The organism is Mesorhizobium sp. RCAM 05099 (assembly GCF_059683685.1).
Map to the genome: position 1 here is coordinate 1121944 of NZ_CM185035.1, position 26830 is coordinate 1148773.

General features: G+C 64.2%; 30 protein-coding genes. 8 read left to right on the plus strand and 22 right to left on the minus strand.

The features are described 5' to 3' along the window. The first annotated feature begins 5 nt into the window (after positions 1–5). Entirely contained in the window at positions 6–494 is a 489-nt protein-coding gene (locus AC56QQ_RS05465; RefSeq protein ID WP_497125846.1) for a DUF1036 domain-containing protein, read from the plus strand. Further along, complete coding sequence (gene pyk, locus AC56QQ_RS05470; protein ID WP_497125847.1) at positions 491–1927, plus strand: pyruvate kinase; 1437 nt, start codon at positions 491–493, stop codon at positions 1925–1927. Before AC56QQ_RS05465 ends, pyk begins: the two co-directional genes overlap by 4 nt. 19 nt (positions 1928–1946) lie before the next feature. On the opposite strand, the gene AC56QQ_RS05475 is transcribed toward pyk, so the two are convergent. The 3 genes from AC56QQ_RS05475 to ykgO all read right to left on the minus strand — a co-directional run bounded on the left by AC56QQ_RS05475 (position 1947) and on the right by ykgO (position 3994). Next, positions 1947–3014, minus strand: a complete 1068-nt coding sequence (locus AC56QQ_RS05475) for an alpha/beta fold hydrolase (RefSeq protein WP_497125848.1) — start codon at positions 3012–3014, stop codon at positions 1947–1949. 153 nt (positions 3015–3167) lie between these two features. Next, complete coding sequence (locus AC56QQ_RS05480) at positions 3168–3755, minus strand: tetratricopeptide repeat protein (RefSeq protein WP_497125849.1); 588 nt, start codon at positions 3753–3755, stop codon at positions 3168–3170. 113 nt (positions 3756–3868) lie between these two features. Next, a complete protein-coding gene (gene ykgO, locus AC56QQ_RS05485; RefSeq protein ID WP_006327841.1) occupies positions 3869–3994 on the minus strand; it encodes a type B 50S ribosomal protein L36 in 126 nt (41 codons plus the stop codon). 241 nt (positions 3995–4235) lie between these two features. Between ykgO and AC56QQ_RS05490 the strand changes: the two genes are divergently transcribed. Beyond that, positions 4236–4655, plus strand: coding sequence for a lysozyme inhibitor LprI family protein (locus tag AC56QQ_RS05490; RefSeq protein ID WP_497125850.1), 420 nt, complete (start codon positions 4236–4238; stop codon positions 4653–4655). A gap of 70 nt (positions 4656–4725) precedes the next feature. Here the strand turns inward: AC56QQ_RS05490 and AC56QQ_RS05495 are convergent, their stop codons facing one another. From AC56QQ_RS05495 to AC56QQ_RS05560, 14 genes are all read right to left on the minus strand, one after another. Then, a complete protein-coding gene (locus tag AC56QQ_RS05495) occupies positions 4726–5802 on the minus strand; it encodes a 5-(carboxyamino)imidazole ribonucleotide synthase (protein ID WP_497125851.1) in 1077 nt (358 codons plus the stop codon). Continuing rightward, the gene (purE, locus tag AC56QQ_RS05500; RefSeq protein WP_497125852.1) at positions 5799–6296 is read right to left on the minus strand and encodes a 5-(carboxyamino)imidazole ribonucleotide mutase; all 498 of its coding nucleotides are present in this window, start codon (positions 6294–6296) and stop codon (positions 5799–5801) included. The genes AC56QQ_RS05495 and purE overlap by 4 nt, the downstream gene beginning before the upstream one ends. 101 nt (positions 6297–6397) lie before the next feature. Beyond that, positions 6398–7297 (minus strand): ribokinase, encoded by a 900-nt coding sequence (locus AC56QQ_RS05505; protein ID WP_497125853.1) that lies wholly within the window; start codon positions 7295–7297, stop codon positions 6398–6400. Then, positions 7294–8169: a MurR/RpiR family transcriptional regulator gene (locus AC56QQ_RS05510; protein WP_497125854.1), complete on the minus strand. Its 876-nt coding sequence runs from the start codon at positions 8167–8169 to the stop codon at positions 7294–7296. The genes AC56QQ_RS05505 and AC56QQ_RS05510 overlap by 4 nt, the downstream gene beginning before the upstream one ends. 13 nt (positions 8170–8182) lie before the next feature. Then, positions 8183–9172 (minus strand): sugar phosphate isomerase/epimerase family protein, encoded by a 990-nt coding sequence (locus AC56QQ_RS05515; protein WP_497125855.1) that lies wholly within the window; start codon positions 9170–9172, stop codon positions 8183–8185. Between the two features lie 192 nt (positions 9173–9364). Further along, on the minus strand, positions 9365–10306 hold the full coding sequence (locus AC56QQ_RS05520) for an anti-sigma factor family protein (protein WP_497125856.1): 942 nt from the start codon (positions 10304–10306) through the stop codon (positions 9365–9367). Next, positions 10303–10842: a sigma-70 family RNA polymerase sigma factor gene (locus tag AC56QQ_RS05525; protein WP_497125857.1), complete on the minus strand. Its 540-nt coding sequence runs from the start codon at positions 10840–10842 to the stop codon at positions 10303–10305. Before AC56QQ_RS05525 ends, AC56QQ_RS05520 begins: the two co-directional genes overlap by 4 nt. 46 nt (positions 10843–10888) lie before the next feature. Next, positions 10889–11131, minus strand: a complete 243-nt coding sequence (locus tag AC56QQ_RS05530) for a cupredoxin domain-containing protein (protein WP_497125858.1) — start codon at positions 11129–11131, stop codon at positions 10889–10891. A gap of 139 nt (positions 11132–11270) precedes the next feature. Then, positions 11271–12476 carry an aminotransferase class V-fold PLP-dependent enzyme gene (locus AC56QQ_RS05535; protein ID WP_497125859.1) on the minus strand — a complete coding sequence of 402 codons (1206 nt, stop codon included), beginning with the start codon at positions 12474–12476 and terminating at the stop codon, positions 11271–11273. Positions 12477–12501: 25 nt separating this feature from the next. Continuing rightward, positions 12502–12963 carry a RidA family protein gene (locus AC56QQ_RS05540; RefSeq protein ID WP_489858183.1) on the minus strand — a complete coding sequence of 154 codons (462 nt, stop codon included), beginning with the start codon at positions 12961–12963 and terminating at the stop codon, positions 12502–12504. 36 nt (positions 12964–12999) lie between these two features. Next, on the minus strand, positions 13000–13797 hold the full coding sequence (locus AC56QQ_RS05545; protein ID WP_489858182.1) for an amino acid ABC transporter ATP-binding protein: 798 nt from the start codon (positions 13795–13797) through the stop codon (positions 13000–13002). 4 nt (positions 13798–13801) lie between these two features. Next, the gene (locus AC56QQ_RS05550) at positions 13802–14452 is read right to left on the minus strand and encodes an amino acid ABC transporter permease (RefSeq protein ID WP_497100375.1); all 651 of its coding nucleotides are present in this window, start codon (positions 14450–14452) and stop codon (positions 13802–13804) included. A gap of 1 nt (position 14453) precedes the next feature. Beyond that, positions 14454–15119: an amino acid ABC transporter permease gene (locus AC56QQ_RS05555; RefSeq protein ID WP_489858180.1), complete on the minus strand. Its 666-nt coding sequence runs from the start codon at positions 15117–15119 to the stop codon at positions 14454–14456. 76 nt (positions 15120–15195) lie between these two features. Further along, positions 15196–16068, minus strand: a complete 873-nt coding sequence (locus tag AC56QQ_RS05560) for a transporter substrate-binding protein (RefSeq protein WP_497125860.1) — start codon at positions 16066–16068, stop codon at positions 15196–15198. Between the two features lie 130 nt (positions 16069–16198). Between AC56QQ_RS05560 and AC56QQ_RS05565 the strand changes: the two genes are divergently transcribed. Further along, on the plus strand, positions 16199–16987 hold the full coding sequence (locus AC56QQ_RS05565) for an IclR family transcriptional regulator (RefSeq protein WP_497125861.1): 789 nt from the start codon (positions 16199–16201) through the stop codon (positions 16985–16987). A gap of 32 nt (positions 16988–17019) precedes the next feature. Here AC56QQ_RS05565 and AC56QQ_RS05570 read toward each other — a convergent pair whose 3' ends face one another. Next, positions 17020–17223 (minus strand): YdcH family protein, encoded by a 204-nt coding sequence (locus tag AC56QQ_RS05570; RefSeq protein ID WP_269907730.1) that lies wholly within the window; start codon positions 17221–17223, stop codon positions 17020–17022. 241 nt (positions 17224–17464) lie between these two features. Between AC56QQ_RS05570 and AC56QQ_RS05575 the strand changes: the two genes are divergently transcribed. The 4 genes from AC56QQ_RS05575 to AC56QQ_RS05590 all read left to right on the plus strand — a co-directional run bounded on the left by AC56QQ_RS05575 (position 17465) and on the right by AC56QQ_RS05590 (position 21017). Then, the gene (locus tag AC56QQ_RS05575) at positions 17465–17644 is read left to right on the plus strand and encodes a YdcH family protein (RefSeq protein WP_027023510.1); all 180 of its coding nucleotides are present in this window, start codon (positions 17465–17467) and stop codon (positions 17642–17644) included. A gap of 322 nt (positions 17645–17966) precedes the next feature. After that, positions 17967–19217 (plus strand): flavodoxin-dependent (E)-4-hydroxy-3-methylbut-2-enyl-diphosphate synthase, encoded by a 1251-nt coding sequence (ispG, locus tag AC56QQ_RS05580; protein WP_497125862.1) that lies wholly within the window; start codon positions 17967–17969, stop codon positions 19215–19217. Between the two features lie 148 nt (positions 19218–19365). Beyond that, positions 19366–20220, plus strand: coding sequence for a transglycosylase SLT domain-containing protein (locus AC56QQ_RS05585; protein WP_497125863.1), 855 nt, complete (start codon positions 19366–19368; stop codon positions 20218–20220). A gap of 59 nt (positions 20221–20279) precedes the next feature. Further along, positions 20280–21017 carry a class I SAM-dependent methyltransferase gene (locus tag AC56QQ_RS05590; RefSeq protein WP_497125864.1) on the plus strand — a complete coding sequence of 246 codons (738 nt, stop codon included), beginning with the start codon at positions 20280–20282 and terminating at the stop codon, positions 21015–21017. Between the two features lie 111 nt (positions 21018–21128). Here the strand turns inward: AC56QQ_RS05590 and AC56QQ_RS05595 are convergent, their stop codons facing one another. From AC56QQ_RS05595 to AC56QQ_RS05610, 4 genes are all read right to left on the minus strand, one after another. Then, entirely contained in the window at positions 21129–23468 is a 2340-nt protein-coding gene (locus AC56QQ_RS05595; RefSeq protein WP_497125865.1) for a response regulator, read from the minus strand. A gap of 219 nt (positions 23469–23687) precedes the next feature. Continuing rightward, positions 23688–24944, minus strand: a complete 1257-nt coding sequence (locus AC56QQ_RS05600) for an MFS transporter (RefSeq protein ID WP_497125866.1) — start codon at positions 24942–24944, stop codon at positions 23688–23690. Positions 24945–24953: 9 nt separating this feature from the next. Further along, positions 24954–25406: a MaoC family dehydratase gene (locus AC56QQ_RS05605; protein WP_489858172.1), complete on the minus strand. Its 453-nt coding sequence runs from the start codon at positions 25404–25406 to the stop codon at positions 24954–24956. A gap of 129 nt (positions 25407–25535) precedes the next feature. After that, on the minus strand, positions 25536–26801 hold the full coding sequence (locus AC56QQ_RS05610) for an NAD(P)/FAD-dependent oxidoreductase (RefSeq protein WP_497125867.1): 1266 nt from the start codon (positions 26799–26801) through the stop codon (positions 25536–25538). Positions 26802–26830 lie beyond the last annotated feature (29 nt).

Below are 26830 nucleotides of genomic sequence, written 5' to 3' on the forward strand. Positions count from 1 at the left end.
TCGGGATGAGTTCCGCCGGCGGGCAGCGCAGGCGCTTTGCCTTCGCCATGCCGCTCCTGACGCTCGCCGTGGGCTTGTCGGCGATGGCCGTGGCCTCGCCAGCCCGCGCCGATTTCCGCGTCTGCAACGCCACGCAGAATCTCGTCGGCGTCGGCATCGGCTACCGCGCCAAGGCCGGCTGGATCACCGAAGGCTGGTGGCACATCGAAGGATCGAGCTGCAAGACGCTGATCGAAGGGCCGCTGTCATCAAGGTTTTACTATCTTTATGCAGAAGACGCCGAGCGCGGCGGACGCTGGGACGGCCCGATCAACATGTGCGTGGCCGAAAAAGAGTTCAAGATCGCCGGCGTAACCGACTGCGTCGCCCGGGGCTTCCAGCGCGCCGGATTCCAGGAATATGACACGGGCGAACAGGCAAGCTGGATGGTCCAGCTGACCGATGAGCCCGCAACGGGAGGCGCTCCAGCCGCCCCGGGAACAAACAGTCAATGAGACGCAGCCGCAAGGTCAAGATCCTAGCCACCATCGGTCCGGCCTCTTCTTCGGAGGAGATGCTGAAGAAGCTGTTCGAAGCGGGCGCCGATGTGTTCCGCATCAACATGAGCCACACCGACCACGAGCTGATGCGCACGCTGGTTGGACGCATCCGCTCCGTCGAGGAAGCGGTTGGCCGGCCGATCGGCATCCTTGCCGACCTGCAAGGCCCCAAACTGCGCGTCGGCAAGTTCGCCAATGGCAAGGAAGTGCTGACCGTCGGCCAGACCTTCACGCTCGACGACAATCCCGAGCCCGGCACCTCGACCAGGGTCTATCTGCCGCATCCGGAAATCCTGAGCTCGGTCGAAGCCGGTCATCGCCTGTTGATCGACGACGGCAAGCTCGAGCTGCGGGCGGTACGGAGCAACGGCAAGGCAATCGTGTGCACCGTCATTGCCGGCACCACGATTTCCGACAAGAAAGGCGTCAGCCTGCCCGATACCGACCTGCCGGTCGGGGCGCTGACCGACAAGGATCGCAAGGACCTCGATGCCGTGCTGGCCACCGGCGTCGACTGGGTGGCGCTGTCATTCGTGCAGCGGCCGGAAGACCTGGCCGAGGCGCGCAAGATCGCGCGCGGCCGGGCGTTGATCATGGCCAAGATCGAAAAGCCGCAGGCCGTCGCCCGGCTGGCCGAGATCATCGACCTGTCAGACGCGCTGATGGTCGCCCGCGGCGATCTTGGTGTCGAGATGCCACTCGAGGCCGTGCCCGGCATCCAGAAGCAGATCACGCGCGCCGCGCGCCGCGCCGGCAAGCCGGTGGTGGTCGCCACGCAGATGCTGGAATCGATGATCACCGCGCCGGTACCGACCCGCGCCGAGGTCTCCGACGTCTCGATCGCCGTCTTCGAAGGCGCCGACGCCATCATGCTGTCGGCGGAATCGGCGGCGGGCGCCTACCCGGTCGAGGCGGTGGCGATGATGAACCGCATTGCCACCAAGGTCGAAACCGACCCGACCTATGCCGGCATCATCAACGCGCAGCGTTCCGAGCCGGAAGCGACCGGCGCCGACGCCATTTCGCTGGCTGCCCGTGAAATCGCCGAGACGCTGAAACTGGCGGCGATCATCACCTACACGGCGTCCGGCAACACCGGCCTGCGCGCCGCCCGCGAGCGGCCGCAAGTGCCGATTATCGCGCTGTCGCCGATCGTCAACACGGCGCGTCGACTGTCGCTGCTGTGGGGTACGCATTGCGTCGTGTCGCCCGATGCCATCGATCTCGACGACATGGTCGATCGTGCCTGCCGCATTGCCCTGGAGGAAGAGTTCGGCAAGCCGGGCGACCGCGTCATCATCACCGCCGGCGTGCCGCTGAGGACGCCTGGCTCGACCAACATGCTGCGCATCGCCTATGTCGGATCGGACGGGCAGAGGAGCCGATAGAGCCGGTTCAGGCGGCCGCTCAGGTCGGCGCGAGCTCGGCTTCGGGCGCTTTGGTATCGGCGCATTTGCCGGCATCGTAGGCGTCGTTGGCGATCCTCGCCTCGACGGCCTTCGCCATTGCCTGCAGATCAACTGTCTTGCCGGCGACCTTCTCGATGGCGCCGACCACGAGGTCGGACGCAATCCAGTCCGGCTTGTGGCCGAGATTATGCACCCAGACGAGTTCGGCGCCTGAAATGTCGCGCTCGAGGCCGATCGAATGGATATGCGCATAGACGACCTTGTCGCGGTCGCCCGAGATGACCACCGTTGGCGCCTTGATATCGGCGTAGTGCGGTGCGGCGCCAAGAGCATAGCGATAGAGCCCGGCGACATCAGTGGCGTTGTCGCGGAAGGCCGATGGCCGCAGCACCAGCGAGATCGACGCGGCGGCGAGATAATTGTCCGGCGCCTTGTTGGGCGAGAAGACGCAGGTCGTGGCATCGGCCATCCGCAGCGCTCCGGCCGGATAGGCCAGTGTCTCGGAAAACAACCACCCGAGGACCGGAACGGTCGTCAGATCGTAGTACCAGGAGGTTGCGCCGCCCGGCCAGGGATGGGTCGCCGGCGCCAGGAAGACCAGCCCAAGTGTCTTCTCGGGATGCTCGCGGCCAAGGGCCGTGGTTACCGCGCCGCCGAAGGAATGGCCGACGATGACAGCCTTTTTGATGCCGAGACGGTCCATCAGCGCGGCGATGGTGTTGGCCTGGGCCGACGGATCCTCGTTGTTGCCCGGGCCGCGCTCCGACCAGCCAAAGCCCGGCCGGTCGAAGAACAGCATCTCGGCGCGGCCCTCGAGCAGTGGCCGCAGCGGCAGCATCTGGTCCCCGAGATTGGCGCTGGCGCCATGGATGAAGACGATCGGCGGCAGGTCCGCATTGGCAGGCGCCGGAACATGGACATAGTGGATGCGCGCGCCACCGATGTCGGCAAATTCGCCGATCGGCGGATTGCGGCGCTCGATCAGCCATGAGCCGACGCGGGTGACGCCGACGAGGCCGAATACAAGCGCCATCAGGAAGGCGAGCATGGCGTAGATCAGGTTCATGCGGGGAGATACGGGGGTGGAGGGGGATAAGTTCTGGAGTAGGGGAATAGGCAGTAGGCAGTAGGCAGTAGGGGGTGTGTGTTCCGCGGTGCGATCTGCACCTACTGCCCAATCCCTACTTCCTATTCCCTTAGCGCAATCAAATTAGCGCAATCAAATGCCTTCGCCGGCAAGCTCTTCCGAAAGCGTGGCGACCTGGTCCTGGGCGCTGCGCAGCATCGGATAGATGGCCAGCACCTTCTGCCAGGCCTCGAGCGCCGATTGCTTGTGGCCGGTCAGCGCCATGATCTGCGCCAGGCCTGACAGCGCGCCGAAATGGCGCGGCTCTAGCTGCAGCGTATGGTCGATGTCGGACATCGACTTGCCGTAGTTCTTCATCATGAAATGCACGGTGGCGCGCCGGTTCCAGCCTTCGGCATAGGTCGGCTGCAAGGTCACCACCTGATCGAGGAAATCGAGCGCGACGTCGAACTTCTGGCTCTCGATGGCCTTCTGCGACCATTGCATCATCAGGTCGATCGAGGCGCTGCCGGACTGGAACCATTCGCTCCAGATGTTGCCGGCGATGCGCTCGGCCGCCCTTTCGTTGCGCTCGCGCTTCAGGTCGCTGAACAACTGATCGAGACGGGCCTGTTTCGTGACGGGGGCGGCCTGCGGCGCGACCGCGTCATCCGCCCATGCCGGCAAGCCAATGGCGCCGGATAGAAGCAGGCTTGTGAAAAATGCAAAAAGAAACCGCATCGCCGGACTCTAGTCCCGGACGGCGGAACGTCAAACTGAATTTGGCGTGAAACGACCGGCAGGACCGGCGACAAGCATCAATTGGGCGGAGGCGACAAGCCTCCGGCCGAAACTCAGCCCTGGCGTGCCTTGTAGCGCGGGGCGGTCTTGTTGATGATGTAGACGCGGCCCTTGCGGCGAACCAGCTGGTTGTCGCGGTGACGCGCCTTCAGCGCCTTGAGCGAATTCTTGATCTTCATGGTCTTGCCTGTCGGTGTGGACCCGGTCCGGGTCGAGATTTTAAGGCGCGCCAGAAGACGCGCCTTTGAACTGTGGGTGGCTCATAAACGAGGAGCGTTGTCTGTGTCAACCACAAGCATGCGCCATGGCGGGTGTGAACGATCCCTGTCATCAAATATCCGCCATCGATGCCCTGCGGCATTGCGTGGCCAGAGTCCGGCTGGGATGATGCGGCCGCCGTAAAGTGATTTGGGGACGATTATGCGCCGAATTTTCCTGTCTGCCTGCCTTGTCCTGCTGGCGGGAGCTTCGGCTGCCCGCGCCCAGGAGTGCGACCGCGGCGACGACAGCCAGCAGATGATGAACATCTGTGCCGCCGAGGATTATCAGGCAGCAGACGCCAAGCTCAACCAGGCCTATCAGGACCTCATCAACTCCGATGATGCCGATGACAAGAAATTGCTGCAGGTAGCGCAACGCGCATGGATCAGTTTCCGCGACGCCGAGTGTGCACACTCGACCGCGGCCAGCAGCGGTGGTTCGATCCATCCGATGGAGGACTCGCAATGCCTGACCAGGCTGACCAACGACCGCATCAAGCAGCTTGCCGCAGCGGCCAACTGCCAGGAAGGCGATGCGAGTTGCGCCAGTCCCGACGAGGACGAGGGCGACGTCCAGTAGGTTGCCGGCCTCTCTCTTGTTCTGACGCAATTCCGGACTGAAAGCCGCTCCACGCTTTTCCTGGAAATGCCTAAGGGCGGCGGCTGATCCGGGTGAAATGGCCCATCTTGCGGCCTGGCCGCGCCTCGGCCTTGCCGTAGAGGTGCAGCATCAGATCGGGCTCGGCGAGCAGTTCGGCAACGCGCAGCACATCGTCGCCGACGAGATTTTCCATCACGCAATCGGAATGACGCCGGGGATCTCCCAGCGGCAGGCCGGCTACGGCACGGACGTGCTGCTCGAACTGCGAAACGATGCAGGCGGCCTCCGTCCAGTGGCCGGAATTGTGCACGCGCGGCGCGATCTCGTTGGCCAGCAGCGAGCCGTCGGCGAGCACGAAGAACTCGACGCCGATGACGCCGACATAGTCCAGCGCTGACAGTATCCTGGCCGCCGCTGCCTGGGCCGCCATCGTCGTCTCGGGTTTTATGCCGGCCGGCAAGGTCGATGTGTGGAGAATGCCGTTGCGGTGGACATTCTCGGCCGGATCGTAGCTGGCGACGGCGCCGTCCATGCCACGCGCGGCGATCACCGAAATCTCGCGCTCGAAGGGCACGAAGCTTTCAAGGATCAGCGGTACATTGCCCATCGCCTCGCAGGTGCCGGCAAAGCCGCCCGCTTCCATGTTGCGGAAGACGCGCTGGCCCTTGCCGTCATAGCCCATGCGCCGTGTCTTGAGGATGCCGCTGCCGCCAAATGCCTTCAGTGCCGCGGTCAGATCGTCGTCATTGTCGACCGGGCGGAAATCGGCGGTGGCAATGCCGATGCCATTGAGGAACGTCTTCTCGGTGACGCGATCCTGCGCCACTTCCAGCGCTCGCGCTGGCGGATAGACCGAGGCCTTGTCCGCAAGCGCGCTGGCGGCCGCGACCGGAACGTTCTCGAATTCGTAGGTGATGACGGAACTCGCCGCCGCCAGTTCCGCAAGTGCCGCCGGGTCGTCATAGGCGGCTGTTATCTGCCGGTTGGCCACCTGTGCCGCCGGGCAATCGGGTTGCGGCTCGAGCACCACCGTGCGGTAGCCGAGGCGGGCGGCTGATATCGCCAGCATGCGGCCGAGCTGGCCGCCGCCGATGATGCCGATGGTCGATCCGGCGGGCAGGCTCACGGCGTATCCGTCGGTTCGGTCGCGACCTTGGCGGTCTGCGCGGCGCGCCAGGCATCCAGGCGCGCGGCAAGCTTGTCGTCGTGGAGCGCCAGCACGGCGGCGGCCAGAAGTGCTGCATTGGTCGCGCCGGCCTTGCCGATGGCCAGCGTTCCCACTGGAATGCCGGCCGGCATCTGGACGATGGACAGCAGCGAATCCTGGCCGGAGAGCGCTTTGGATTCCACCGGCACGCCGAACACCGGCAGTGGCGTCATCGCCGCCGTCATGCCGGGCAGATGCGCGGCACCGCCGGCACCGGCAATGATCACCTTGTAGCCGGCTGCCTTGGCGCCCTTGGCGAACTCATAGAGCCGGTCCGGCGTGCGATGCGCGGAGACAATCAGCCGCTTGTGCGGGATGGCCAGGGCCTCCAGCGTTTCAGCGGCGTGGCGCATGGTCGCCCAGTCGGACTGGCTGCCCATGATAATGGCGACGTCGGCGCGTTGATCGTCCAAGTCTGTGCTCCCCGGCGACAAAGGCGCGCCTTAGCGGAATTCGGCAGCGACGGCAAGGATAGGCGGTCATTGCTGCTGTCCGGCAGGCGGAAACCAGCCCATCAGACGCCTTGGCGCTCGGCCTCGGGTGTCGAGACCAGCAAGGCCGAAGCGGCGTTGGCGGCGGTCACTGCCACCCGCATGGCGTCGCCACGGGCGAGCCCCGCGGCCAGCGCGCCGACGAATTCATCACCCGCGCCATGCGTGCTGACGACCTTGACCGGGACGGCCGGCAGCGCCAAGGCCGCGCCGGTTCGGTCGCAACAGGCGACGCCCTCGCCGCCTGCCGTGACGATCGCGACCGGGCAGAGATCGATCAGCCGCCGCGCCGCCTGCGCGGCGCCGTCGAGCGTCTCGACCACCGCCACGCCGGCCAGGAATTCCGCCTCGATGGCATTGACGACGAGGATGTCGACCAGCGCGAGAAAGTCGTCGGAGAGTTTGCGGGCGGGTGCGGCGTTGAGCACGACTCGGCCGCCCCTTGCCTTCACCGCGCGCGCTGCCGCAATGTTCGCGGCCTCCGGCACCTCGTTCTGCAGCAGCAGCACCGCTGTGCGTGCAACCACATCGGAAGCGGCCGTAACGTCCGCCTCGCCAAGCGTGAGATTGCTGCCCGAAACGATCACGGCGCCATAGTCGCCGCCTGCGTCGAAGATCGCCACGCTCATGCCGGAGCCGGCACCCGAAGCCACCCGCACGAAGCGGCGATCGACGCCGGCGCGATCGAGATTGCCCAGCAACGCCCGCCCGAAATCATCGTCGCCGACGGCACCGATCATCACCGCGCGCATCCCGGCCCGTGCCGCCGAGACCGCCTGGTTGCCGCCCTTGCCGCCGCATTTCGGATGCCGGGCATGGCCGGTTACCGTCTCGCCCTTGCGCGGTCGGTCGGGGGCATCGACCATGATGTCGTAATGCAGGCTGCCGAACACGGTGACCAGCGGCATCGTTGGCAGCGTCATGAGCCCCGGTCTTTTCGTTTCGATGTCACCGCCGACATGGTGCGGCCGAGATTGCGCTCCGCCGCCTGGTAGTCGCGCTGCGCCACCGCCACGAACAGCGCGTCGAGTATGTTGAGCTGAGCAATGCGCGCCGCCGCGTTCTCGCCCATCAATGGCGAGCCCTGCGCGGTCGAGCACAGCACGATGTCGGCCATCTGGGCCAGCGGCGAGTTGTCGTAATTGGTGATGGCCAGCGTGCGGGCACCGTTCTTGCGGGCCAACTGGATGGCGTCGATGACGGCCGACGTGTTGCCCGAATGCGAGAAGCCGACGGCGATGTCGTCCGCGCCGAGCAGCGAGGCCGACATCAGCATCATGTGCGAGTCATCGTAGACCGATGCGCGGATGCCGATGCGCAGGAATTTGTGCGAGACGTCGCGCGCGATCTGCGCCGAACCGCCGACGCCGTAGAAATCACGGTTCTTCGCACGGAAAAGCAGTTCGGCGGCGCGGTCGAAATCCTCGATATCGAGGATGGCCAGCGTCTCTTCGAGAGCCTGGATCGAGGTGCGGAACACCTTTTGCACGATCTCGGCCGAGCTGTCGTCGGACGACAGTTCCTGATGCATCTCGGTGGTCGGCAGGCGGCTGTATTCGTAGACGGCGGTGCGAAAGTCGCGATAGCCGGAGAAGCCGAGCTTCTTGGCGATCTTGACCACCATCGCTTCGGACACGCCGGATTCCTCGGCGATCTGCTTCAGTGGGATGCTCTCGTCGAAGCCGCGCCGGCCGAAGACCGTCTCCACCACCTTCGCCTCCAGCGGGGTGAGATGGGGCATCATCATGCGGATGCGCGGTCCTACCGCTTTCAGGTCCAGCCCGCTCAAGGTCATCCACGCCCCCTCGTCACGCGTCCGGCCCGAGCATGATTTCCTGGATGATGGCCTGCGATGTCACCGCGTCCTGGCTGTTGACGGCGGCGGACAGGCGGTTGTCACGGTCGATCCGGTCGACAACGCGCAGCATGCGCTTGACGGTGGCGATGTTGACCTGGCACTCATGCACCGGGTCGAGTCCGGTCATGTCCGGAAAGGTGTCGAAATAGATGGCACCCGCATAACCGTCGCGGCGGATCTGCCTGAGCAGTTCGATGGTCTGTAGCGTATGCACGGCGCCGACCATGAGGCCGTCATCGCGCTTGGCATAGCCGTCGTTGAGGTGCACGCCGAGCAGCTTACTGTGACGCGCAACCAGGGCGGCGGCGAAGGCCGGCTGTTCGTCGGCATAGAGCACATGCGCGAAGTCGAGCGTGACGCCGAGATTGGGCAGGCCGACATCGCGGATCGCCAGCAGGGTCGTCGCCGCATCCGGCATCAGGCTGTAGGAGCGCGGCTCGTTCGGTTTGTACTCCAAGCTGATCTGGCAGTCGGGATCATGTGCCGCAACTTCACGAATCCCGTCTATTTCGTGTTGCCAGAGCGTGGCATAGTCGGCCTGGAAAGCGTAGTCGAAGCCGTCCTGGCCGAGCCACAGCGTCATCAGGCTGGCGCCCGCCTCGCGCACGGCATCGATGCCGGCCTTGGTCAGGTCGATGGCCTCACGGCGCACCGCCGGGTCAGGATTGGTGAAGGCGCCCAGCTTGAAGGCCGGATTGGAATAGTAGCGCATGGCGAAGCCATTGATGGAAAGGCCGAGATCGCCAAGCTTGCGGGCAATTTCGGCGGGTTTTTCGCCGACATGATCAGGAAAATTGAGATCGAGGTCGGTCAGCCCGGCAACCTTGGCGGCGCGCGCAGCCATCTGCATCAGCGACGGCTTGCCGGCGAGACCGGGCCATTCGGCCTGCGGCCGCGAGGCAAAGGAATTCAGGCGCGTGGCGAAGCGATTGGCGGTCATGGTCGATCCTTCAATTATCATAACTTCACACAAATCCAAAAGCTTATAAAGTTACTATTTGAAGGTTGCAGGAGCCGCCGGCCGCAGTTGCGGCCGGGCTGAGCCACACAAAGGTGAGCCGGCAGTTTCCGGCCGGCGTCGTAGGCTGGAGGATCCGTCAGGCGGTGGGATCAGTTGCCGAGCAAAAACGCCTCACACGGCCGCCTTGCGGAAGCGGGCGACGAAATCGTCGAGTTCGGGCCGCTCCATGTCGGAGATCGCCCAGTAGGAGAAGGCACCGTCGCTCCAATGCACCATCGAGAAGCCGCCCGACGAAAGATCTTCCGGCGCGGTGGTGCTGCCGCCCTGCTGCGGTTCGGCGACCAATGTGATCAGGTGTTCGCGGTGACGGTAGACCAGTGCCGGCACCGGCCGGTCGGCGATCACCTCGACCCGTCCGCCGATGAGTGCGAAGCCGTCCTGCGCAAGGTCAGGCGCCGGCGGCGAAACGCCGATCCGGGCGTCGAGCCACGGCTTGACTGTATGGCGGTCGGACGAGACGATGTCGATCGGGCTGGCGGCAAGCAGGCTGCGGCGATGGCCGCTGGCGACCGCTGCGGCGAAGCCGTCGGACGCGCTGTTGAACATCACCCATTGCGTCGCGCCGCTGGCCAGCACCGCGCTGATCATGATCGACGCGGCCATGGCGCGCCAGTCGAACGAGCCGAAGCGACGCGCCCTTGGCAGCGCCCACATCTGCGACGGCCTTGTCTGGGCCTCCCGCCTCGCGGTTCCGCGGGGTTGGTCCCCCCTTGGCTGATCCGGTCGGGCCGACGGTATGTCCCGCCGCGGCTCCACCAGTTCGTCTCGCGCCGGCTCGTCTTGTGTCGGCGCGTCTTGGGCTGGCTGTGCCGTGGCTGTCGCACCAAGTGCGGCGATACGCGCCCGAAAGGCGTCGCTGACATCGGGGCGCGGCAAGCGGGTGACCGCCGCCCGCAAGGCGACGATGCGGGCATGTTCGGCGGCAAGCCGCGGGTCGGCGGCAATGCGCCGTTCCAGCGCCAACGCCGCCGCCGCGTCGAGTTCGCCATCGATCAAAGCGTGGATCATCAGCTTGATCCCTTCCGCGTCGTTGGGCAGTCCGTCGTCGCTCATGGCGCACTCCCAAGTTCAGATATAAGCAGGCTCCGCGCCCGCGCCAGCCGTGACATCACCGTGCCCATCGCCACGCCGAGCATGACCGATATCTCGCGATAGCTGAGGCCGTTGATGTCGCGCAGCACCAGCGTCTCGCGAAACGGCTGCGGCAGGGCGGCGATCGCCGCTTCCAGTGCCGCCGTATCGGCCCTGGCGATCAGGCTCGCCTCCGGACCGTCCTCGTCCGGCAGGCTGGTGCCATGTGCCGCCGCCATGTCGTCGAGATCACCGAGGTCGCCGACGGCCATGATGCCGCGCGGCCGGTTGCGCGACATCCAGGTGTAGGAGGTATTGCGCACGATGGTCAGCAGCCAGGCACGGGCATTGCCGCCGGCATAGCCTGATATGCCGGCATGTGCCTTGATGCAGGCATCTTGCACGACATCCTCCGCGTCGGCGGCATTGCCGGTCAGCCAGCCGGCAAGCGCCAGCGCGTCGCCAAGGTGCGGCAGCACCACTTCGTTGAAGCGCTCGGCCAAGGCCTTCTCGCTCAAAGCAGCACCATGATCCGATACTCCGGGACGGACAGGCCGGGCGCTCTCAAGCAGGGACGGTGATCTTGCGCTGCCTGTGCGGGCGAACCCCGCAGAAACAGGCAAAGTCGCCTGCCTGGGTGAAAGTGAATTCATCTGTGTCACCAGTGTCAAGCGCTATGGAAGGGAAGGGCGCTATGGCAGGGAAGGGTGCCATGGAGGAAGGACTGGCGACGATCATGCGCTTCAGCGCATGACGACGGCTGGTGCCGCGGCCATGTTCGCCGTCGTCCTCGCAATGATGGGGCATGCCGGTCTCCTCAACGCCTGCAGGTGGCGTATGTCAAGGAGACCCGGGACGGCGTTGGTTTATTCCCGCCGCGTGCAGATTCGCCTGTTCACAGTCGCGTGATCGGTCGGTGCATTTCAGTCCGTGGTCCGCTTGACGCTCAGTCCGGCCAGCGCAACACGCCTGACGAATCCTTGCGGACAGGCCTCATCGCATCGGCGGGACGATCCTTCGCGGTCAAAATGGCGCGCAGCCGTTCGGCGACGATCTCCGCCTCGCCGGGGTGAAGATTGCACGGGTCGAGGAAGAAATGGCCGCGCTCCACCTCGTGGTTGCGCACGATGATGGGTGGCGAGCCCGTCGCGAGTGCCGAGGTTAGACCTGCCGCCGTGAACCGGCTGTCGGGCGACACGAAGACCTGCAGGCGGTCGAGCGGATTGGCGGTCGGGTCGGGAATAATCTGCGCGACGATGCCCGGCAGTCCCTGCAGCGCGTCCTTCCACAGGTTGAGCGCCGCTTCCTCACGCCGGCGGATGCCGGCATGGTCGCGCTTTTCCCAGGCTTCGAGCGCGGCCATGGTGCCGGCGATGCTTTCCTTACCGACCTTCATGGCGCGCGCGACGCCACGGTTCTGCAGATAGGCTGATCGCACCAGGTCCTTGCGCCCGGTAACGATGCCGCTGGTCGGTCCGCTGAGGAATTTATGGCCGCTGTAGACGACGATGTCGGCGCCGCGCGCCAGGAAACCTCGCAGATCGTATTCGGACGCCGCGTCGACGATCACCGGAACGTCCTTGGCGTGGCAGATCTCGCAGAATTCCTCGAGCGACAACATGCCGTACTGCACGGTGTGGTGGGCAACGACGTAGAGGCCGGCTGCGGTACGGTCGTTGATCGCTTCGCGCACATGATAGTCCTGCGTCACGCTGACCGTCCCGGCGGGCACCACCTTGGCGCCGGCGACGCGTACCGACTGATCGATCGGGGCGCCGTAATTGACGATGTGGCCAAGCTGAATGACGACCTCCGACTTCAGGTCGCCTGTGTCATCGGGCAGACGCTCGATGGCGAGCAGGTTGGTTCCGGTCATCGCGCCGGCTATGGCCATGGTGATGCCGCTGGCGCAGCAGGCGGTGATGAAGCCGGCCTCGCTGCCGGTCAGGCGCGCGACGACCGTGCTTGCCGCACGCTGGAGATCGTCCATCTCCACCCATTGCGAGGCCATTTCGGCCATGGCGCTGATCGCGTCTGGGACGATGATCGACGCGCCGAGCGCGGTCATCGTGCCGGAGACGTTGATGATCGGGCGAAGACCGAGCCGTTCGCGGATTGTCGAGTTGGAGCCGCCGGCGGAAGTGGTTTTCATCTCTGTTGATCCCATTGAGGAGAAGTCAGGCGGCGATCTCGACGACCGCCTCGATTTCGACTGTGATGTTTCCGGGCAAGGAGCCGACGCCGATCGCCGAGCGTGCATGCCCGCCGATGCCGTCGAAGACGTCGGCGAAGAGGTCGGAACAGCCATTGACCACCTTCGGGTGGTCGCTGAAGGTCGGTATCGCGTTGACGAAGCCGAGCAGCTTGACGATGCGCACGATGCGGCCGAGGTCGCCAGCGGCCGCATGCATGACCGCGAGCAGATTGAGACCGGTGAGGCGGGCATGGCCGTAGGCCTCCTCGACCGTGACGTCTTCTCCCACCTTGCCGGTGAAGAGCGTGCCGTCGGCCCGCAGCGGCCCCTGGCCGGACAGGAAGATCAACCGTCCGCTTTCGGCGTGGGTGACGAAGTTGGCGATGGGCGTCGGCGGTTCGGGCAGCGTCAGGCCCAATTCGGCGAGCCGGATGTAAGGCGTCATGAAAAGGCTCCTTGCGACAGCTTTCGCCGTCTGGTGTCAGAAATGCGAAGCGCGGAAGCGCGCCAGGAAGGTGCGGAGGCGCTCATTATCGGTGTCCGCCGCCAGAATTTCGGCGGGTGGGCCGGCCGCGCTGACGCCGCCGTCGGCCATGAAGACGATGCGGCTCGAAGCATCGCGGGCAAAGGCCATCTCATGCGTGACCATCACCATCGTCATGCCATCCTCGGCAAGGCTGCGCACGACCTCGAGCACCTCGCCGACAAGTTCGGGGTCGAGCGCGGACGTTATCTCGTCCAGAAGCAGGATCTTCGGTCCCATCGCCACGGCACGGGCAATGCCGACACGTTGCTGCTGGCCACCGGACAGTTCGGCGGGAAGGCTGTCGGCCTTGTGGGCGAGGCCGACCCGACCGAGCCAGTGTTCAGCGATAGTGCGCGCTTCCGCGCTGCTTTTGCCGCGCACCTTGCGCAAACCAAGCATGATGTTGCCAGCCGCTGTCAGATGCGGAAACAGGTTGAAGCTCTGGAACACCATGCCGGTTTCGGCGCGCATCGTGGCGAGGTCACGTTCGCTGCGGCGCTGCCGGGTTCCGGTGTCGCGAAAGCCGACCTCCTTGCCGTCGATGCGGATCGAACCGCTATCGTAGCTTTCCAGGAAGTTGACGCAGCGCAGCAGCGTGGTCTTGCCGCTGCCGGAGGGGCCGATGACAGTCACCACTTCGCCGCGCGCCACCTGCAGGCTGACCGAGCGCAGCACCTCCACGGGACCGAAGGACTTGGAAACATTGGCGACGTCGAGAAGGGCCGGGGTGTCGTTCTTGGAGCTGGTGGACATCGTGCTATTCCCGGATGAAGGAGAAGCGCTTCTCGAGCCGCCGGCTGGCGAGCGAGAGCGCGTAGTTGACGGCGAAGTAGATGAGCGCGCCGAGAATGTAGAGCGGCATGGCCTCGTAGGTGCGGCCGATGACCTGGTTGATGGCCTGCATCAGGTCGGTGATGCCGAGCAATGACACCAGCGCGCTGCCCTTGACCGCATCGGTGACGCCGTTGATCCAGGGCGGCAGGAAGCGCCTGAACGCCTGTGGGAAGATGACGTAGGCAAGGCGCTGGCGAAACGTCAGTCCGATCGCCATTGCCGCCTCGGATTGCCCTTTCGGAATGGAACCGACCGCCCCCCTGAGGTATTCGATGACCTGCGCCGTCTTGAACAGGGTGAGCGCCAGCACGGCGGCCCAGAAAGACGGCAGATGAAGCCCGACGGCAGGCAGGCCGTAATAGACAAAGAAGATCAGCACCAGGATGGGTATGCCGCGGATGGTGTCGCTGAAGATGCGCACCGCCCAACGCAGTGGGGCGGGACCATAGACAAGGCCGACGCCCATGATCACGCCGGCGACCAGCGAGAACACCACGACCAGCAGTGATACCCACAGCGTCAGGGCGAAGCCCTGGGCGAGAAAAGGCAAGGCATAGGCGATCTGGGTGAGCATGTCAGCGCGCCGCCCTGAACCGGCGCTCGACAAGCCGAAGCGCGAAAAGCAGTGCATAGCCGGTCAAGAGATACATCGCCGTGGTGACCAGGTAGACCTCAACGATGCGGAAAGTGTTGAAGTTGATCCACTGCGCGCCATAGGTGAGCTCGGGCACCGAGATGACCGAGGCGATCGAGGTGTCCTTGAACAGCGAGATGAAGGTGTTGGACAGCGCCGGCAAAGTGATGCGCAGCATGGTCGGCAGGCGTACATGGAGCAGCCTTTGCCAAGGTGTCAGCCCGATTGCCTTGCCGGCGTCCATCTGTCCGCGCGGCACGGCCTCCAGCCCGGAACGAAACACCTCGACCAGATAGGCGCCGCTATAGAGCGCCAGCGTCGCGACGAACGAGGTCTGGGCGCTGTAGGCGATATCGACCACCGTCGGCAGGCCGTAGAAGACAAGGTAGACGAGCAGGATCAGTGGCACGTTGCGGATGAATTCGACATAGGCGGCGATGATGGTACGCACCACGCGCCCGGCCGAGACGTACCAGACCGCCAGCACCAGACCGATGACGATGCCAATGGCGATCGAGATCACGGCGAGCTCGAGGCTGAGCAGCAGCCCGCCCCACAGCTTGTCGAAATGCCGCCAGATCAGGTTGAAGTTGAGGGCATAGCCCATGCGTCCGCCTCAATGCGAAGGGCGTCGAAAAGAAGCAGGCGGAAGGGCGCTGAATGCCGCCCCTCCGCCGGCGGGATCAAATAACCGGGAAACCGGGATGCCCGGCCGGCGGCTCCTGGCCGAAATAGTCCTTGAACGCCGCATCGTAGAGCGCCGTTTCATGGCCGAACATGGCGATGGTGAAGGTCTGGTTGACGAAGGTCAGCCAGTCGAGATCGCCTTGCCGCAAGGCTGCGCCGTAAAGCATCGAGAACCAGCTCTTGCCGGCATCGAAGTATTTGTCGGGATTGCGCGAGGCGAGCCAGCGCACCGTGGAGAGATCGACTGCAGCTGCGTCGACGCGTTTCGATTCCAGTGCCTGCAGTACGTTGGCCTGGGTGTCGATCTGCATCACCTGCGACTGCGGCAGAGCGATGTGCACCGATGCTTCGGCGTCGACATTCTGCAGGATCGACACACGCGTCGCCGAACCGGCGGCAAGCAATTTGTCGAAGGTCTTGTTCTCGGCGGTCGGCAGCGTCAGCAAGGCAACGCCTTCGACATAGTAGGGTCTGGAGAAGTTGATGAGCTGCGAACGCTGCGCGCTCATGGTCATGAACTGGATGGTGATGTCGACCTTGTTGGTGGTCACGTTCGGAATGCGCTGCGCGGGGTCCTGCATGACAAATTCGACCTTGGTCGGATCGTCGAAGAGCCCCTTGGCAAGAATGCGTCCCATGGTGATGTCCATGCCGACGAGTTCGCCGGCATCGTTCTCGAAGTGCCAGGGCGCATTGGTGCTGCCGGTGCCGACGATCAGCTTGCCGCGGTCGAGCACCGTGCGCAGCAGGCTGTCGGATGCTGCCTGGGCAGCGGCCTTCTGAGCATCGACGGTAGCCAGCACGCCGGCCGTGGCCAGACCTGCCATTCCCAATTTCAGAAAATCACGTCTTCCGGATGTGTCGTTCACGGCGACCTCCTTTCGTGTTGTGTTCCCCTATGCACAGACAATACACGCGTCGGTGGACTTCAGAGCGATTGTCTCTTACAAGAGACGTTTGTATCCTGTACAAGACAGATACTAACATCAGGAATCAACAATGCAAGATGGCAGTGCCTTGGCAATTTCGGTTGGCCAGAAGACGGGAGGCTCCCGTGAAAAGGGCCTTAACCGGGTGCTCGAGATTCTGGAGTTTCTTCACACGACGCAGCGCGCGATCGGCATTGGCGACCTTGCCAAGGGGGTGAACGCACCCCGTTCGACGACCTACACGGTCGTGCGTTCGCTGGTCGAGGCCGGCTTGCTGGAGATGGCCGGCGACGGCAATCGCGTCTATTTCGGCAAGAAGCTCTACCTCTACGGAATGGATTATGTGCGGGGTAACGACCTGATGAGGCGAGGGCGTCAGGAGGTCGACCATCTTTCGCGCGAAACCGGCGAGACCTCGGAATTGTGCATGCTGCAGAGCGGCCGCTACACGATCGTCCATTCGAGTCCGGGAACCAGACCCTTCCGTATCAGTTCGGCCACTGGCCTGCAGATACCGCTGCCCTGGACCGCCTCGGGCCGGCTGCTGCTGGCGGGCCTGGAAAGGGCTGATATCGAGGCCATGGTGTCGGAAGACGATCTCACGCTGCCCGACGGCCGCCGACTGCTGTTGGACGACTTCATCACCGATATCGCGACCGCTCGGGCGACCGGCTATTGCGTCACATCAGGCCTGGTCGACGCCTATACAAAATGCCTGGCCGTTCCGGTGTTTTCAGCGCCCGGCAAGATTGAGGCGACGATGTGCCTGGTGGTTCCCATCGACACGTCAGAGGAACGGACCGGCAATCTCCTGGGCCTGCTGCGCGACCGCGCGGCCAGACTTTCGATCGGCGGATAGGTAAGTGACGAGAAGCGCCCGGGCGTTGCCGCTCACGCGATGATGTCGGGAATGATCCGGTCTTCCAGCGCCATCAGCCGGTCCTTGAGGACCAGTTTCTTCTTCTTCATGCGCTGGATCTGGAGCGGGTCGCAATTCGTGGCGATCATCGCGTTGATCGCCGCGTCGAAATCGGCGTGTTCCTGCTTCAGCCGGGAAAATTCGAGGCGAATATCGGCCTGTTCCTGATCGGACATTCTCTACCGTCTGCACGTCTGCGGCGCCCAAAAATGGGCCTGATTTGGGCGGGGCCGGCAACTTCTGGCACCGGCGCGCAGCCCATATCACATTTCACATTGTCGTGGAATGCTACCACGCAGCATTCGACATCGATGTCGGATGGTGGCACAGTGTCATGGTGCCGTCACAGAAGCGAGCCTGCGGTGGACGCGCCTTTGGCGGCTGCAATCGAGGAAACCATGAAAGGGAGAACCAATCATGTCTCTTGCTTCCCATCTTGATGAGTTGCAGCGGAAACACGGCGACATCGAACGTGAAATCGATGACGCGATGAACCACCCGTCGGTGGACGACCTCGAAATCGTGAATCTCAAGCGACGCAAGCTGGCACTCAAGGACGAGATTGAAAAACTGAGGGCGCAACCAACCACGCATTGATGCCCTTCTGACATAGCCGCTCACCATCCGCGGCCTCTCTTGCCGGCGGCAACTGCCGCCGGTGTGGTGGTTTTTGATTTTCAGTGCTGGCCACGATGCGAGTTGGACCTCCGTTCAGCTCCATTTTTGCTTCGACCGTCTCAAGCTCCATGGGTTGTTTCTGATCCCGGCGACAGGCCAATTGCGGCCAGTGGCGACCTGTCGCCATTGACAAGCCATCTTTGCTCCTCCACCTCATGCCGAACTTTAGCGCATCGGCCCGGGGCGCATTTTTGTGCGTCCAAGTGGACGCACAGCGCTCCAGAGACAAAAGGCTGCCGGCATGACCGGATATTTTTCCTCTCCCTTTCCTCGCCGCACGTCGGTCGGCGTTGATGTCGGCGGCGTGGTCGTCGGTGGCGGCGCGCCAGTTGTCGTGCAGTCGATGACCAACACCGACACGGCCGACATTGACCAGACGGTCGCGCAAGTCGCGGCGCTGCATCGTGCCGGCTCCGAGATCGTGCGCATTACCGTCGATCGCGACGAGAGCGCCGCCGCCGTGCCGCGCATCCACGAGCGGCTTCAGCGGCTTGGCATCAACGTGCCGCTGGTCGGCGATTTCCACTATATCGGCCACAAGCTGCTGGCCGACCATCCGGCCTGCGCCGAGGCGCTTGCCAAATATCGTATCAACCCCGGCAATGTCGGCTTCAAGGACAAGAAGGACCGGCAGTTCGCGGCGATCGTCGAGATGGCGATCAAATACGACAAGCCGGTGCGCATCGGCGTCAACTGGGGCTCGCTCGACCAGGAGCTGCTGACCCGGCTGATGGACGACAACCAGGCGCAGGGTTTTCCGCTGACCGCGCAGGAAGTGACCCGCGAGGCGATCGTGCAGTCGGCCATTCTTTCGGCCGAAATGGCCGAAGAGATTGGCCTTGGCCGCGAGAAAACCATCCTATCGGCCAAGGTCAGCGGCGTGCAGGACCTGATCGCCGTCTATACCGAGCTTGCCACCCGTTCCGATCATGCGCTGCATCTTGGCCTCACCGAAGCCGGCATGGGGTCGAAAGGCATCGTGGCTTCGTCCGCCGCGATGGGCATCCTGCTGCAGCAGGGCATCGGCGACACCATCCGCATCTCGCTGACGCCGGAGCCGAATGGTGACCGCACGCGCGAGGTGCAGGTGTCGCAGGAGCTGCTGCAGACCATGGGCTTCAGGCAGTTCGTGCCGATCGTCGCGGCATGTCCGGGATGCGGTCGCACGACCTCCACCGTGTTCCAGGAACTCGCTCAGGACATCCAGGCTGATTTGCGGAAGAACATGCCGGTGTGGCGCGAGAAATATCCCGGCGTCGAAAACCTCAAGGTCGCGGTGATGGGTTGCATCGTCAACGGTCCGGGCGAGTCCAAGCATGCCGATATCGGCATTTCGCTGCCCGGCACCGGCGAGACGCCGACGGCGCCCGTCTTCGTCGACGGCAAGAAGGCGGCGACGCTGCGCGGCCCATCGATCGCGGCGGATTTCGAGAAAATGGTCGCCGACTATATCGAGCAACGGTTTGGTCGCGGCAAGGCCGCGGCCGAATGAGCCCATGCGGAAACTCTACTCCGGCGGCCACCTGAAGGCGTCTTCTGCGCTTCCGGTGCTCACGGACCAAATGTCCGCAGCGCTCCGGTTCTCGAAGCCACCATCATGTGGCGCGCCGGAGCGACTTTCGGCACGGGCTCAGCGCGCGATGCAGGGTTTCCTCAGGGTGATGCGGGTTCTGCTTTGCGCCCTGGTCTGCTCGACGGCTGTCCAGGCCGATCCGCCGCAATCGGCCAGGCAGAGGCTCATCGACAGGATTTGCAACCTGATCCAGACCCATGCCGACCAAAACGGCCTGCCGCGCGATTTTTTCGCCCGCCTGATCTGGAAGGAAAGCCGTTTCGATCCCGATGCCGTCAGTCCGGTTGGAGCCGAAGGCATCGCCCAGTTCATGCCGGGGACCGCCAAGATGCGCGGCCTCGCCAATTCCTTCGACATCAACCAGGCGATCCCGGCGTCGGCGAAATACCTCGCCGAAATGAAGACCAGCTACGGCAATCTTGGCTTGGCGGCCGCCGCCTACAATGCCGGCGAAAGCCGGGTGTCGCGCTGGCTGGGCTCCGGCGGCTTCCTGCCGATGGAGACCGAGAGCTATGTTTTCGACGTGATGGGCGAGCCGGTCGACAATTTCGCCGACCGGGCCCATGCCGGAAAGGTCGAGCCGCTCGACGCAAAGGCGGATTTTGCCGTGGCTTGCCGCAAGCTGCCGGTGATCATGTCGCAAACCGTGGCGATGGCTTCGATCAATATAAAGCCGTGGGGCATCCAGGTGGCCGGCAACTTCCGCCGCAGTGCCGCGATCAGCCAGTGGCTGCGGGTGAGAGGCCGGTTTCCGGCCCTGCTTGGCGGGCATGATCCGGTGGTCAGCCGGGTGCGCACGCCGATCGGCCGGCGCGGCATCTACGCGGTCAGGATCGGTGTCGACGACCGCGCCGCCGCCAATGTCATCTGCCAGAAACTGCAAAGCGTCGGCGGGGCGTGCGTGGTGGTGCGCAACCGGTAAGGCCAAACAGACAAGCCCGCAGTCGCATCTAATAGAAATTTCGGTTATAGGCGCCCGCCATGACCGACAGACTCTACAGCGACCCCGATCTCGTCCAGTTCTACGATATAGAGAACACAGGCGGCGACGATTTCAATTATTGTCTTGGATTCGCTGGCAATGCCCGCTCAGTCCTCGACCTCGGCTGCGGCACCGGTCAGCTGGCCGCAGCGCTCAGCGACGGGCGCAGCGTCACCGGCGTCGATCCGGCATCGCCGATGCTCGATGTCGGGCGCGGCAGGCCTGGCGGAGACAAGGTCGATTGGGTCGAGGGCGACGCGCGAACCGTACGGCTCGGGCGACGCTTCGATCTGGTGCTGCTGACCGGGCATGCTTTCCAGGTCTTCCTGACAACGAACGATCAAGCGTCGGTGCTGCGCACCATCGCTATTCATCTTGCTCCGGGTGGACGCTTCATTTTCGACACCCGAAATCCCGCCGTCGAGGAATGGCGCGAATGGACGCCTCAGCGCTCCGAACGGAAGGTGGTGCATCCCAGTCTCGGCACCGTCAAGGCCTGGAATGACGTGGAACACGATGCCGCCACTGGCATTGTCACCTATTCGACCTTTTATGAAATTCCAGGCGGCGGATCGGCTCTAGGCGCTGAATCGAAGATCGCCTTCCCGGCAAAGGAGGATCTTGCCGCAATACTGGATGAAGCCGGCCTGCTGGTGGAGCAATGGCTCGGCAGCTGGCAGGGCGAACCTTATGTCGCCAACTCGCCGGAAATCATCCCGATCGGCCGGCTGCGCTGATCCGCCGGCCGGGCCTGACCTACCCTGGAGCGCACCGAGAGACGCGCTTTAAGTCTCTGTTCTTGCGCAAGTCGTTGTCCCAAGACCGTGCTCACTTTCGGGCGACATGCGCTACGCCGTCTTGGCCACCACCGTCTCGCTGAGCCAGGTGCCGATCTTGGTGCCGAGGCGGTCGGGCGAAACCGGTTTCGGCAGGTAGTCGTCCATGCCGGCCTCGATGCACTTGTCGCGATCACCCTTCAGCGCATGCGCGGTGACCCCGACGATCGGGATGTGCGTGCCCGTCGAGACCTCGATCGCCCGGATGGCGCTGGTCGCCTCGTAACCGTTCATTTCCGGCATCGAGACGTCCATCAGGATCAACTTGGGGCGAAGCGCCCGGTACATCTCCACCGCCGTGCGGCCGTTGCCGGCGATGCGATAGCTGAGGCCCAGTCCATTGAGGATCTGGCCGAACACCAGCTGGTTCACGTCATTGTCCTCGGCAATGAGGATATCGATCGGGCCGTTCGGCGTGGCTGTCGACGCCGGTGCCGTCGCGGCCCGTATTGCCGGGCCGCGGATGACGGTGAAGGCGGGCGGCGGCGCCTGTGGAAGCGGCGGGACCGGTTCGCGGACGAACTGCGCCTTGCCAACCTGCGAACGGGCCTTCTGGACGACCGAAATGACGGTGCCGAGCAGGACGGCGGAGCGCGCCGGCTTGGTCAGGTGCGCGGCAATGCCGAAGTCGAGGATCATCTTGCCGAAATCGACCTGGTCGACCGAGGTCAGCAGCACCACCGGAATCGACGACAGCCGGCTGTCGGCTGCAATGGCCCTGGCGACGTCGGCGCCGTTCATGCCCGGCATCTGGTAGTCGAGGATGATGCAGTCGACGGCGGCTCCCAGCTGGCAGGCGCGATCGAGGAAGGCCAGGCCCACGGCGCCGCTTTCGGCGGCGGCACAATCGAAGCTCCAGCTTCTGAGCTGCTCGAGCAGGATTTCGCGGTTGACCGGATTGTCGTCGATGACCAGCACGCGCGCGCCGGTGACGTCGACCGGCACGATTTCATCGCGCGCGGCGGCATGATGGGCGGGCAGCGGCACGGCGAACCAGAACACGGAGCCGCGACCAATCTCGCTCTCGACGCCGATCTTGCCGGCCATCAGGTCGACGAGGCGGGCGGCGATGGCGAGGCCGAGGCCGGTGCCTTCGTGGCGGCGGGTCGATGAGCCGTCGACCTGGGCGAATTTCTCGAACACGTCCTGCAGCTTCTCGGCCGGTATGCCGATGCCGGTGTCCTCGACGCGGACCTTGAGCTGGACGACATCATTGACGATCTCGCCGCCGACATCGATCAGCACATGACCCTTCTCGGTGAATTTCACCGCATTGCCGAGCAGGTTGGTGACGATCTGCCGGAACCGCCCCGCGTCGCCGACGACATAGGCCGGCAGGCGCGGGTCGACGCGCACGATCAGCTCGAGGTTCTTTTCGGCGACGCGCGCCGATACCAGCGTCGCCACATCCTCGACCGCTTCGGCGAGGCGGAAGGGGGCTGGATCGAGGGTAAGCTGGCCGGCATTGATCTTCGAGAAATCGAGGATGTCGTTGATGATGGTGAGCAACGCATTGCCGGATTTGACGATGACTTCGGTGAAGGTCTTCTGGCGCGGGGTCAGGTCGGTCTTGGCCAGCAGTTCGGCCATGCCGAGCACGCCGTTCATCGGCGTGCGGATCTCGTGGCTCATATTGGCGAGGAATTCCGACTTTGCGCGGTCGGCGGCCTCGGCCTTGAACAGGGATTCGGCGGATTCGGCAAAGGCGCGGCGGATTGCCGATTCCATGGGGCGGAAGATCCAGAAGGCGACGATGGCGAGCGCTGCGAACAGGATGCCGCTCGCCCAAAGCAGCAGCCTGTCGCTGGAGGCATCGGCCAGATGACGCTCATCGTCCATGGCGGTGCGGACGCGAACCAGCATGGGCTGGGCAAACAGGTCGTTCTGGTTGCGGATTTCGCGATAGCTCCATTCATCGACCTTCTGCGCCATCGACATCAGGTTGAAGTTGCGCACCATGTCGCGCGGCGACCAGAACAGATCGCCGTTGACGGAAGCGGATTCGAGCTCGTTGATGGTCTTGCGCGAAAGGCGCGGCTTTATCGCGGCAAGCTGCGCGGTCAGCATCTCGATTTCGCCGGTCAGCCGCTCCGAATGGCCGCGCGCCGATGAGGTCAGGGCATCGCGTGTCTCGGCCCGCCAGGCGGTACCGGTGGTTTCGGCAAAGCTGGTCGCGTTGCGCAGGTCGCGGGTGAATGCGACGAGATTACTGCTCAGCGCGTCGATGTCATGGCGAAAGGAATTGACGCGATCGAGCGCAATCATGATGACGGCCGAGGCCAGCGCGAAGATCAGCAATCCTGAAATATAGCGCATCCGGACCGACCGGATGAAGGACGAATATTCCGGCATGCGCAACCCCAACACATACGCAACATTTTAATGGCCGGGATTACGCTTCATTTACATTAAAATTTCGTTCGTGCGGGAGCCGCATGTCAATGGTGGATAGCCAAAGCTGATGCTTACGCAAGATGCTCTGAATTGCTTGGGCGTCAAAGGTGGACCTTAACGCGCGGCCCGTAAATCTGGCCGTAAAACTTTGTTTGGTCGAGGCAGGGCGGATTGGGGTCACCGCCTGCCGCCGGCCATCTTGGTGGCGACCGGCAACCCGCGCAGCACGAGCATCGCGGCGGCACCGACGAGCGGCCCGGGCACCAGCATCAGGAACGCCCAGCGCCAGCCGCCAAGCAGGGTCGCGACATGCGGCAGCAGCCAGATCGCCAGAACGGTCAGGGCAAAGCCGAGGCCAAGCTGGACCGACAGTGCCGTGCCGACAAAACGGCGATCGCCAAGCTCGGTCACCGCCGCCGAGAACTGCGCGGAATCACCGATGACCGAAATGCCCCAGATGAGCGCGATCAGTGCGAACAGCCAGAGCGGTCCATCGAAAACGAAGCCGATCGTCAGCGCGCAGGAGCCGGAGACGATCATCATTGCGGCCGTGGTCAAGCTGCGGCCGAAGCGGTCGGACAGCACGCCGCCGAGCAGGCAACCGCCGACGCCGGCGGCAATCGCGCAGAACGTCAGCAGCGACGCCAGGAAAGGAGAGGCCTGTTGCTGTGTCTCGAGGGCCGCGCGGGTATAGGCCAGCAGCCAGGCCCACATGGCATAGAGTTCCCACATGTGGCCGAGATAGCCGATGTTGACCAGCACCAGCGGCCTGTCGCGGAAGATCGCGCCGATCTGGCGCGGATCGAACACCGCCTTGCCGAACGGATACGGGCCTTCGCTGGCAAAGGACCAGAAGAGCGCGGATCCAATGAGGGTCGCGATGCTTGCGGCCAGCACGACCGACTGCCAGTCGAGCGTACCGGCGAGTGCCCGGAACAGATGCGGCAGCGAAGAGCCCAGCGTCAGCGCCCCTATAACGACGCCGAGCGCCACTCCCCTGCCCCTTGTGAACCAGGTCGAGACCAGCTTCAGCGCCGGCGGGTAAACGCCGGCCAGCGCCACGCCGGTGAGGATGCGGGCGGCGACGAGGCCGACCGGCCCGGGCTGCAACAGCAGGCACGCGTTGGCGGCGGCGGCAAGCAGGGCCGAGACCGCCATCAGCCGGTTCAGCCTGACCACGTCAGGCAGGTTGACGAGGCTTGAGACAAGCGCGCCGACAACGAAGCCGATCTGCACGCCATTGGTCAGCCAGGCCTCGATCGTGCCCGACAGATGCCATGCCGCCTTCAGCTCGGGCGTGATCGCGGTTGCCGAGAACCAGGTGGTCAGCGACAGGACGACGGCAAGACAGAGCAGGCCAAGGACGCTCCAGCGATGCACGTCCTCGGCAAGCACTGCCGGCGAAGCCGCATTGGAATCCCGCCAGAGCGTCATTGCCAGAACTCAGGCCTTGGCCAGCGGCACGGTGAACACCGTCGCGGTGCCGGTCAGGCAGACATCGCCGGCTTCGTTGCGCACGGAGGTCTCGATCTTGCAGATCGGCTTGTCGGGCCGCACCTCCTTGATCTCGACGCGGCCCGTGATCATCTCGCCGACGCCGACCGCCTTGACGAATTTCCAGGCCACTTCGAGAAACACGGTTCCGGGGCCGGGAAGATCCTCGGCCACCAGCGCATTGAGGATGCCGGAGGTGACGCCGCCCTGGACGATCAGCTTGCCGAACACGGACGCCTCGGCCAGCGCCTTGTCATAGTGCAGCGGATTGCGGTCGCCGGTCATCTCGGTGAAGGCCTCGATGTCCTCGAGGCGCGTGCGCCGCGAACGCTCGGCGAAAGCGCCGACTTGCGGCCGTCCCTTGACGACGCCGATCCAGCCGTCCTTCGTCTCTGTGCTCATGAGCGTCTCCCATTCCGGTTGGTTTGCGTGGTTGAGCCGGCCAAAGGCGGGCGTTTGAAATCGGGCAGCAGGCGGTCGCGTCGCTAAACGGGACCTGGCTCTGGCAGAAACGGCCGGCAATCGTTGAAATCACCTGATCGATACGATCCCATCATGGTTCGGCCCGGACCTGGTTCGCCCCGACGGCATGATTGCCGGCGGCTGCCACCCGACCAGCGGGAGGGTACGGACGGGCATCTCCCACGCGGCCAATTTCTCAAATTCAACCTTCATCACACTGCTGAACTGCCGGTGCCTGTTCTCGATGTCGAGAAGCGTCCAGTCGAACGAGGCGATGGCGTCGGTGGCGTCGAGAATTGGCCCGGCGATGACATCGCGTTCGCGTTGATAGGCCGCGAAAGCTCGATCCGATCCATCGAGGATCGCCCGTGCCAGACTTTCGCTGTCGCGTAGCGCATCGGAAATGCCGTGCGAGGTAATCGGGTCGCGGAAGAACCCGGCATCGCCAACCAGTGCCCAGCCCGGACCGTACGCCTGGCGCAGGAAGCCCGGCACGCCGCGAAACACGCGCGTGTGCCCGTCATCGGCACCGCCGCCATGAGCCGTCTCAGCCTGCGCGGCTAGCGTAGGGGAAAGCGCGCGCAGCACAGCCATGCGAGCGTCTTGGTGGCCATCGCGAAAGCGTTTGTCGAAGTATTCTGTCGGCACTGAGGCGACGATGCAGGCGAGGCCGTCATTGGTCGGGATGAACGAGCCGCTCATGCCGTCGCGAAAATACCAATGGTAGCTGCTCTCCAAATCGGCCGGGGCATAGGTGTAGAGATGGGCCGCCGAGACTTTGCCGCGGCGGAGCGTTCGGGCACCACAGCGCTTCGCCACCAGCGAGCCAATCCCGTCAGCGCCGATGACGATGTCGGTTGTGACGGTAAGAGGCATTCCATCAGAGGTGTGAAGTTGAACGCCGCGCATCCTGCCCTCGGCGCCGCTGACAAGATCGGCAACGACCGTGTCGTGTAGCACTTCGGCGCCAGCCGCGCGCGCCGCATCGACCAGCGTCTTGTCGAGCAGCGTGCGCCTCGGCGCGATCAGGCCGGGCAGCTGCGGGCTCGCGCGCAGCGGTATGGTGATTTCCTCATCGCCATAGTGGAACGCGGTCGCGGTTATCAGGGGTGTGCCAGCGTCGAGCAGCCGCTGCAGCAGGCCCCAACGGGACAGTTGGAGAACAGCTGGACGCATCAGAGCATGCGTCGACAACGTGTCCGATCCATAGGCCCTGCGATCGAGCGCGAGTACCCGTAGGCCGGCTCGGGCAAGCAGCATGGCGGTCGAGGCACCGGCGCAGCGGGCGCCGACGACGATGGCGTCGTAATGGGAATGGGCTGGTTTGGTGCGCATATTAATGTCCTTACGCAGTAGGAAATTCG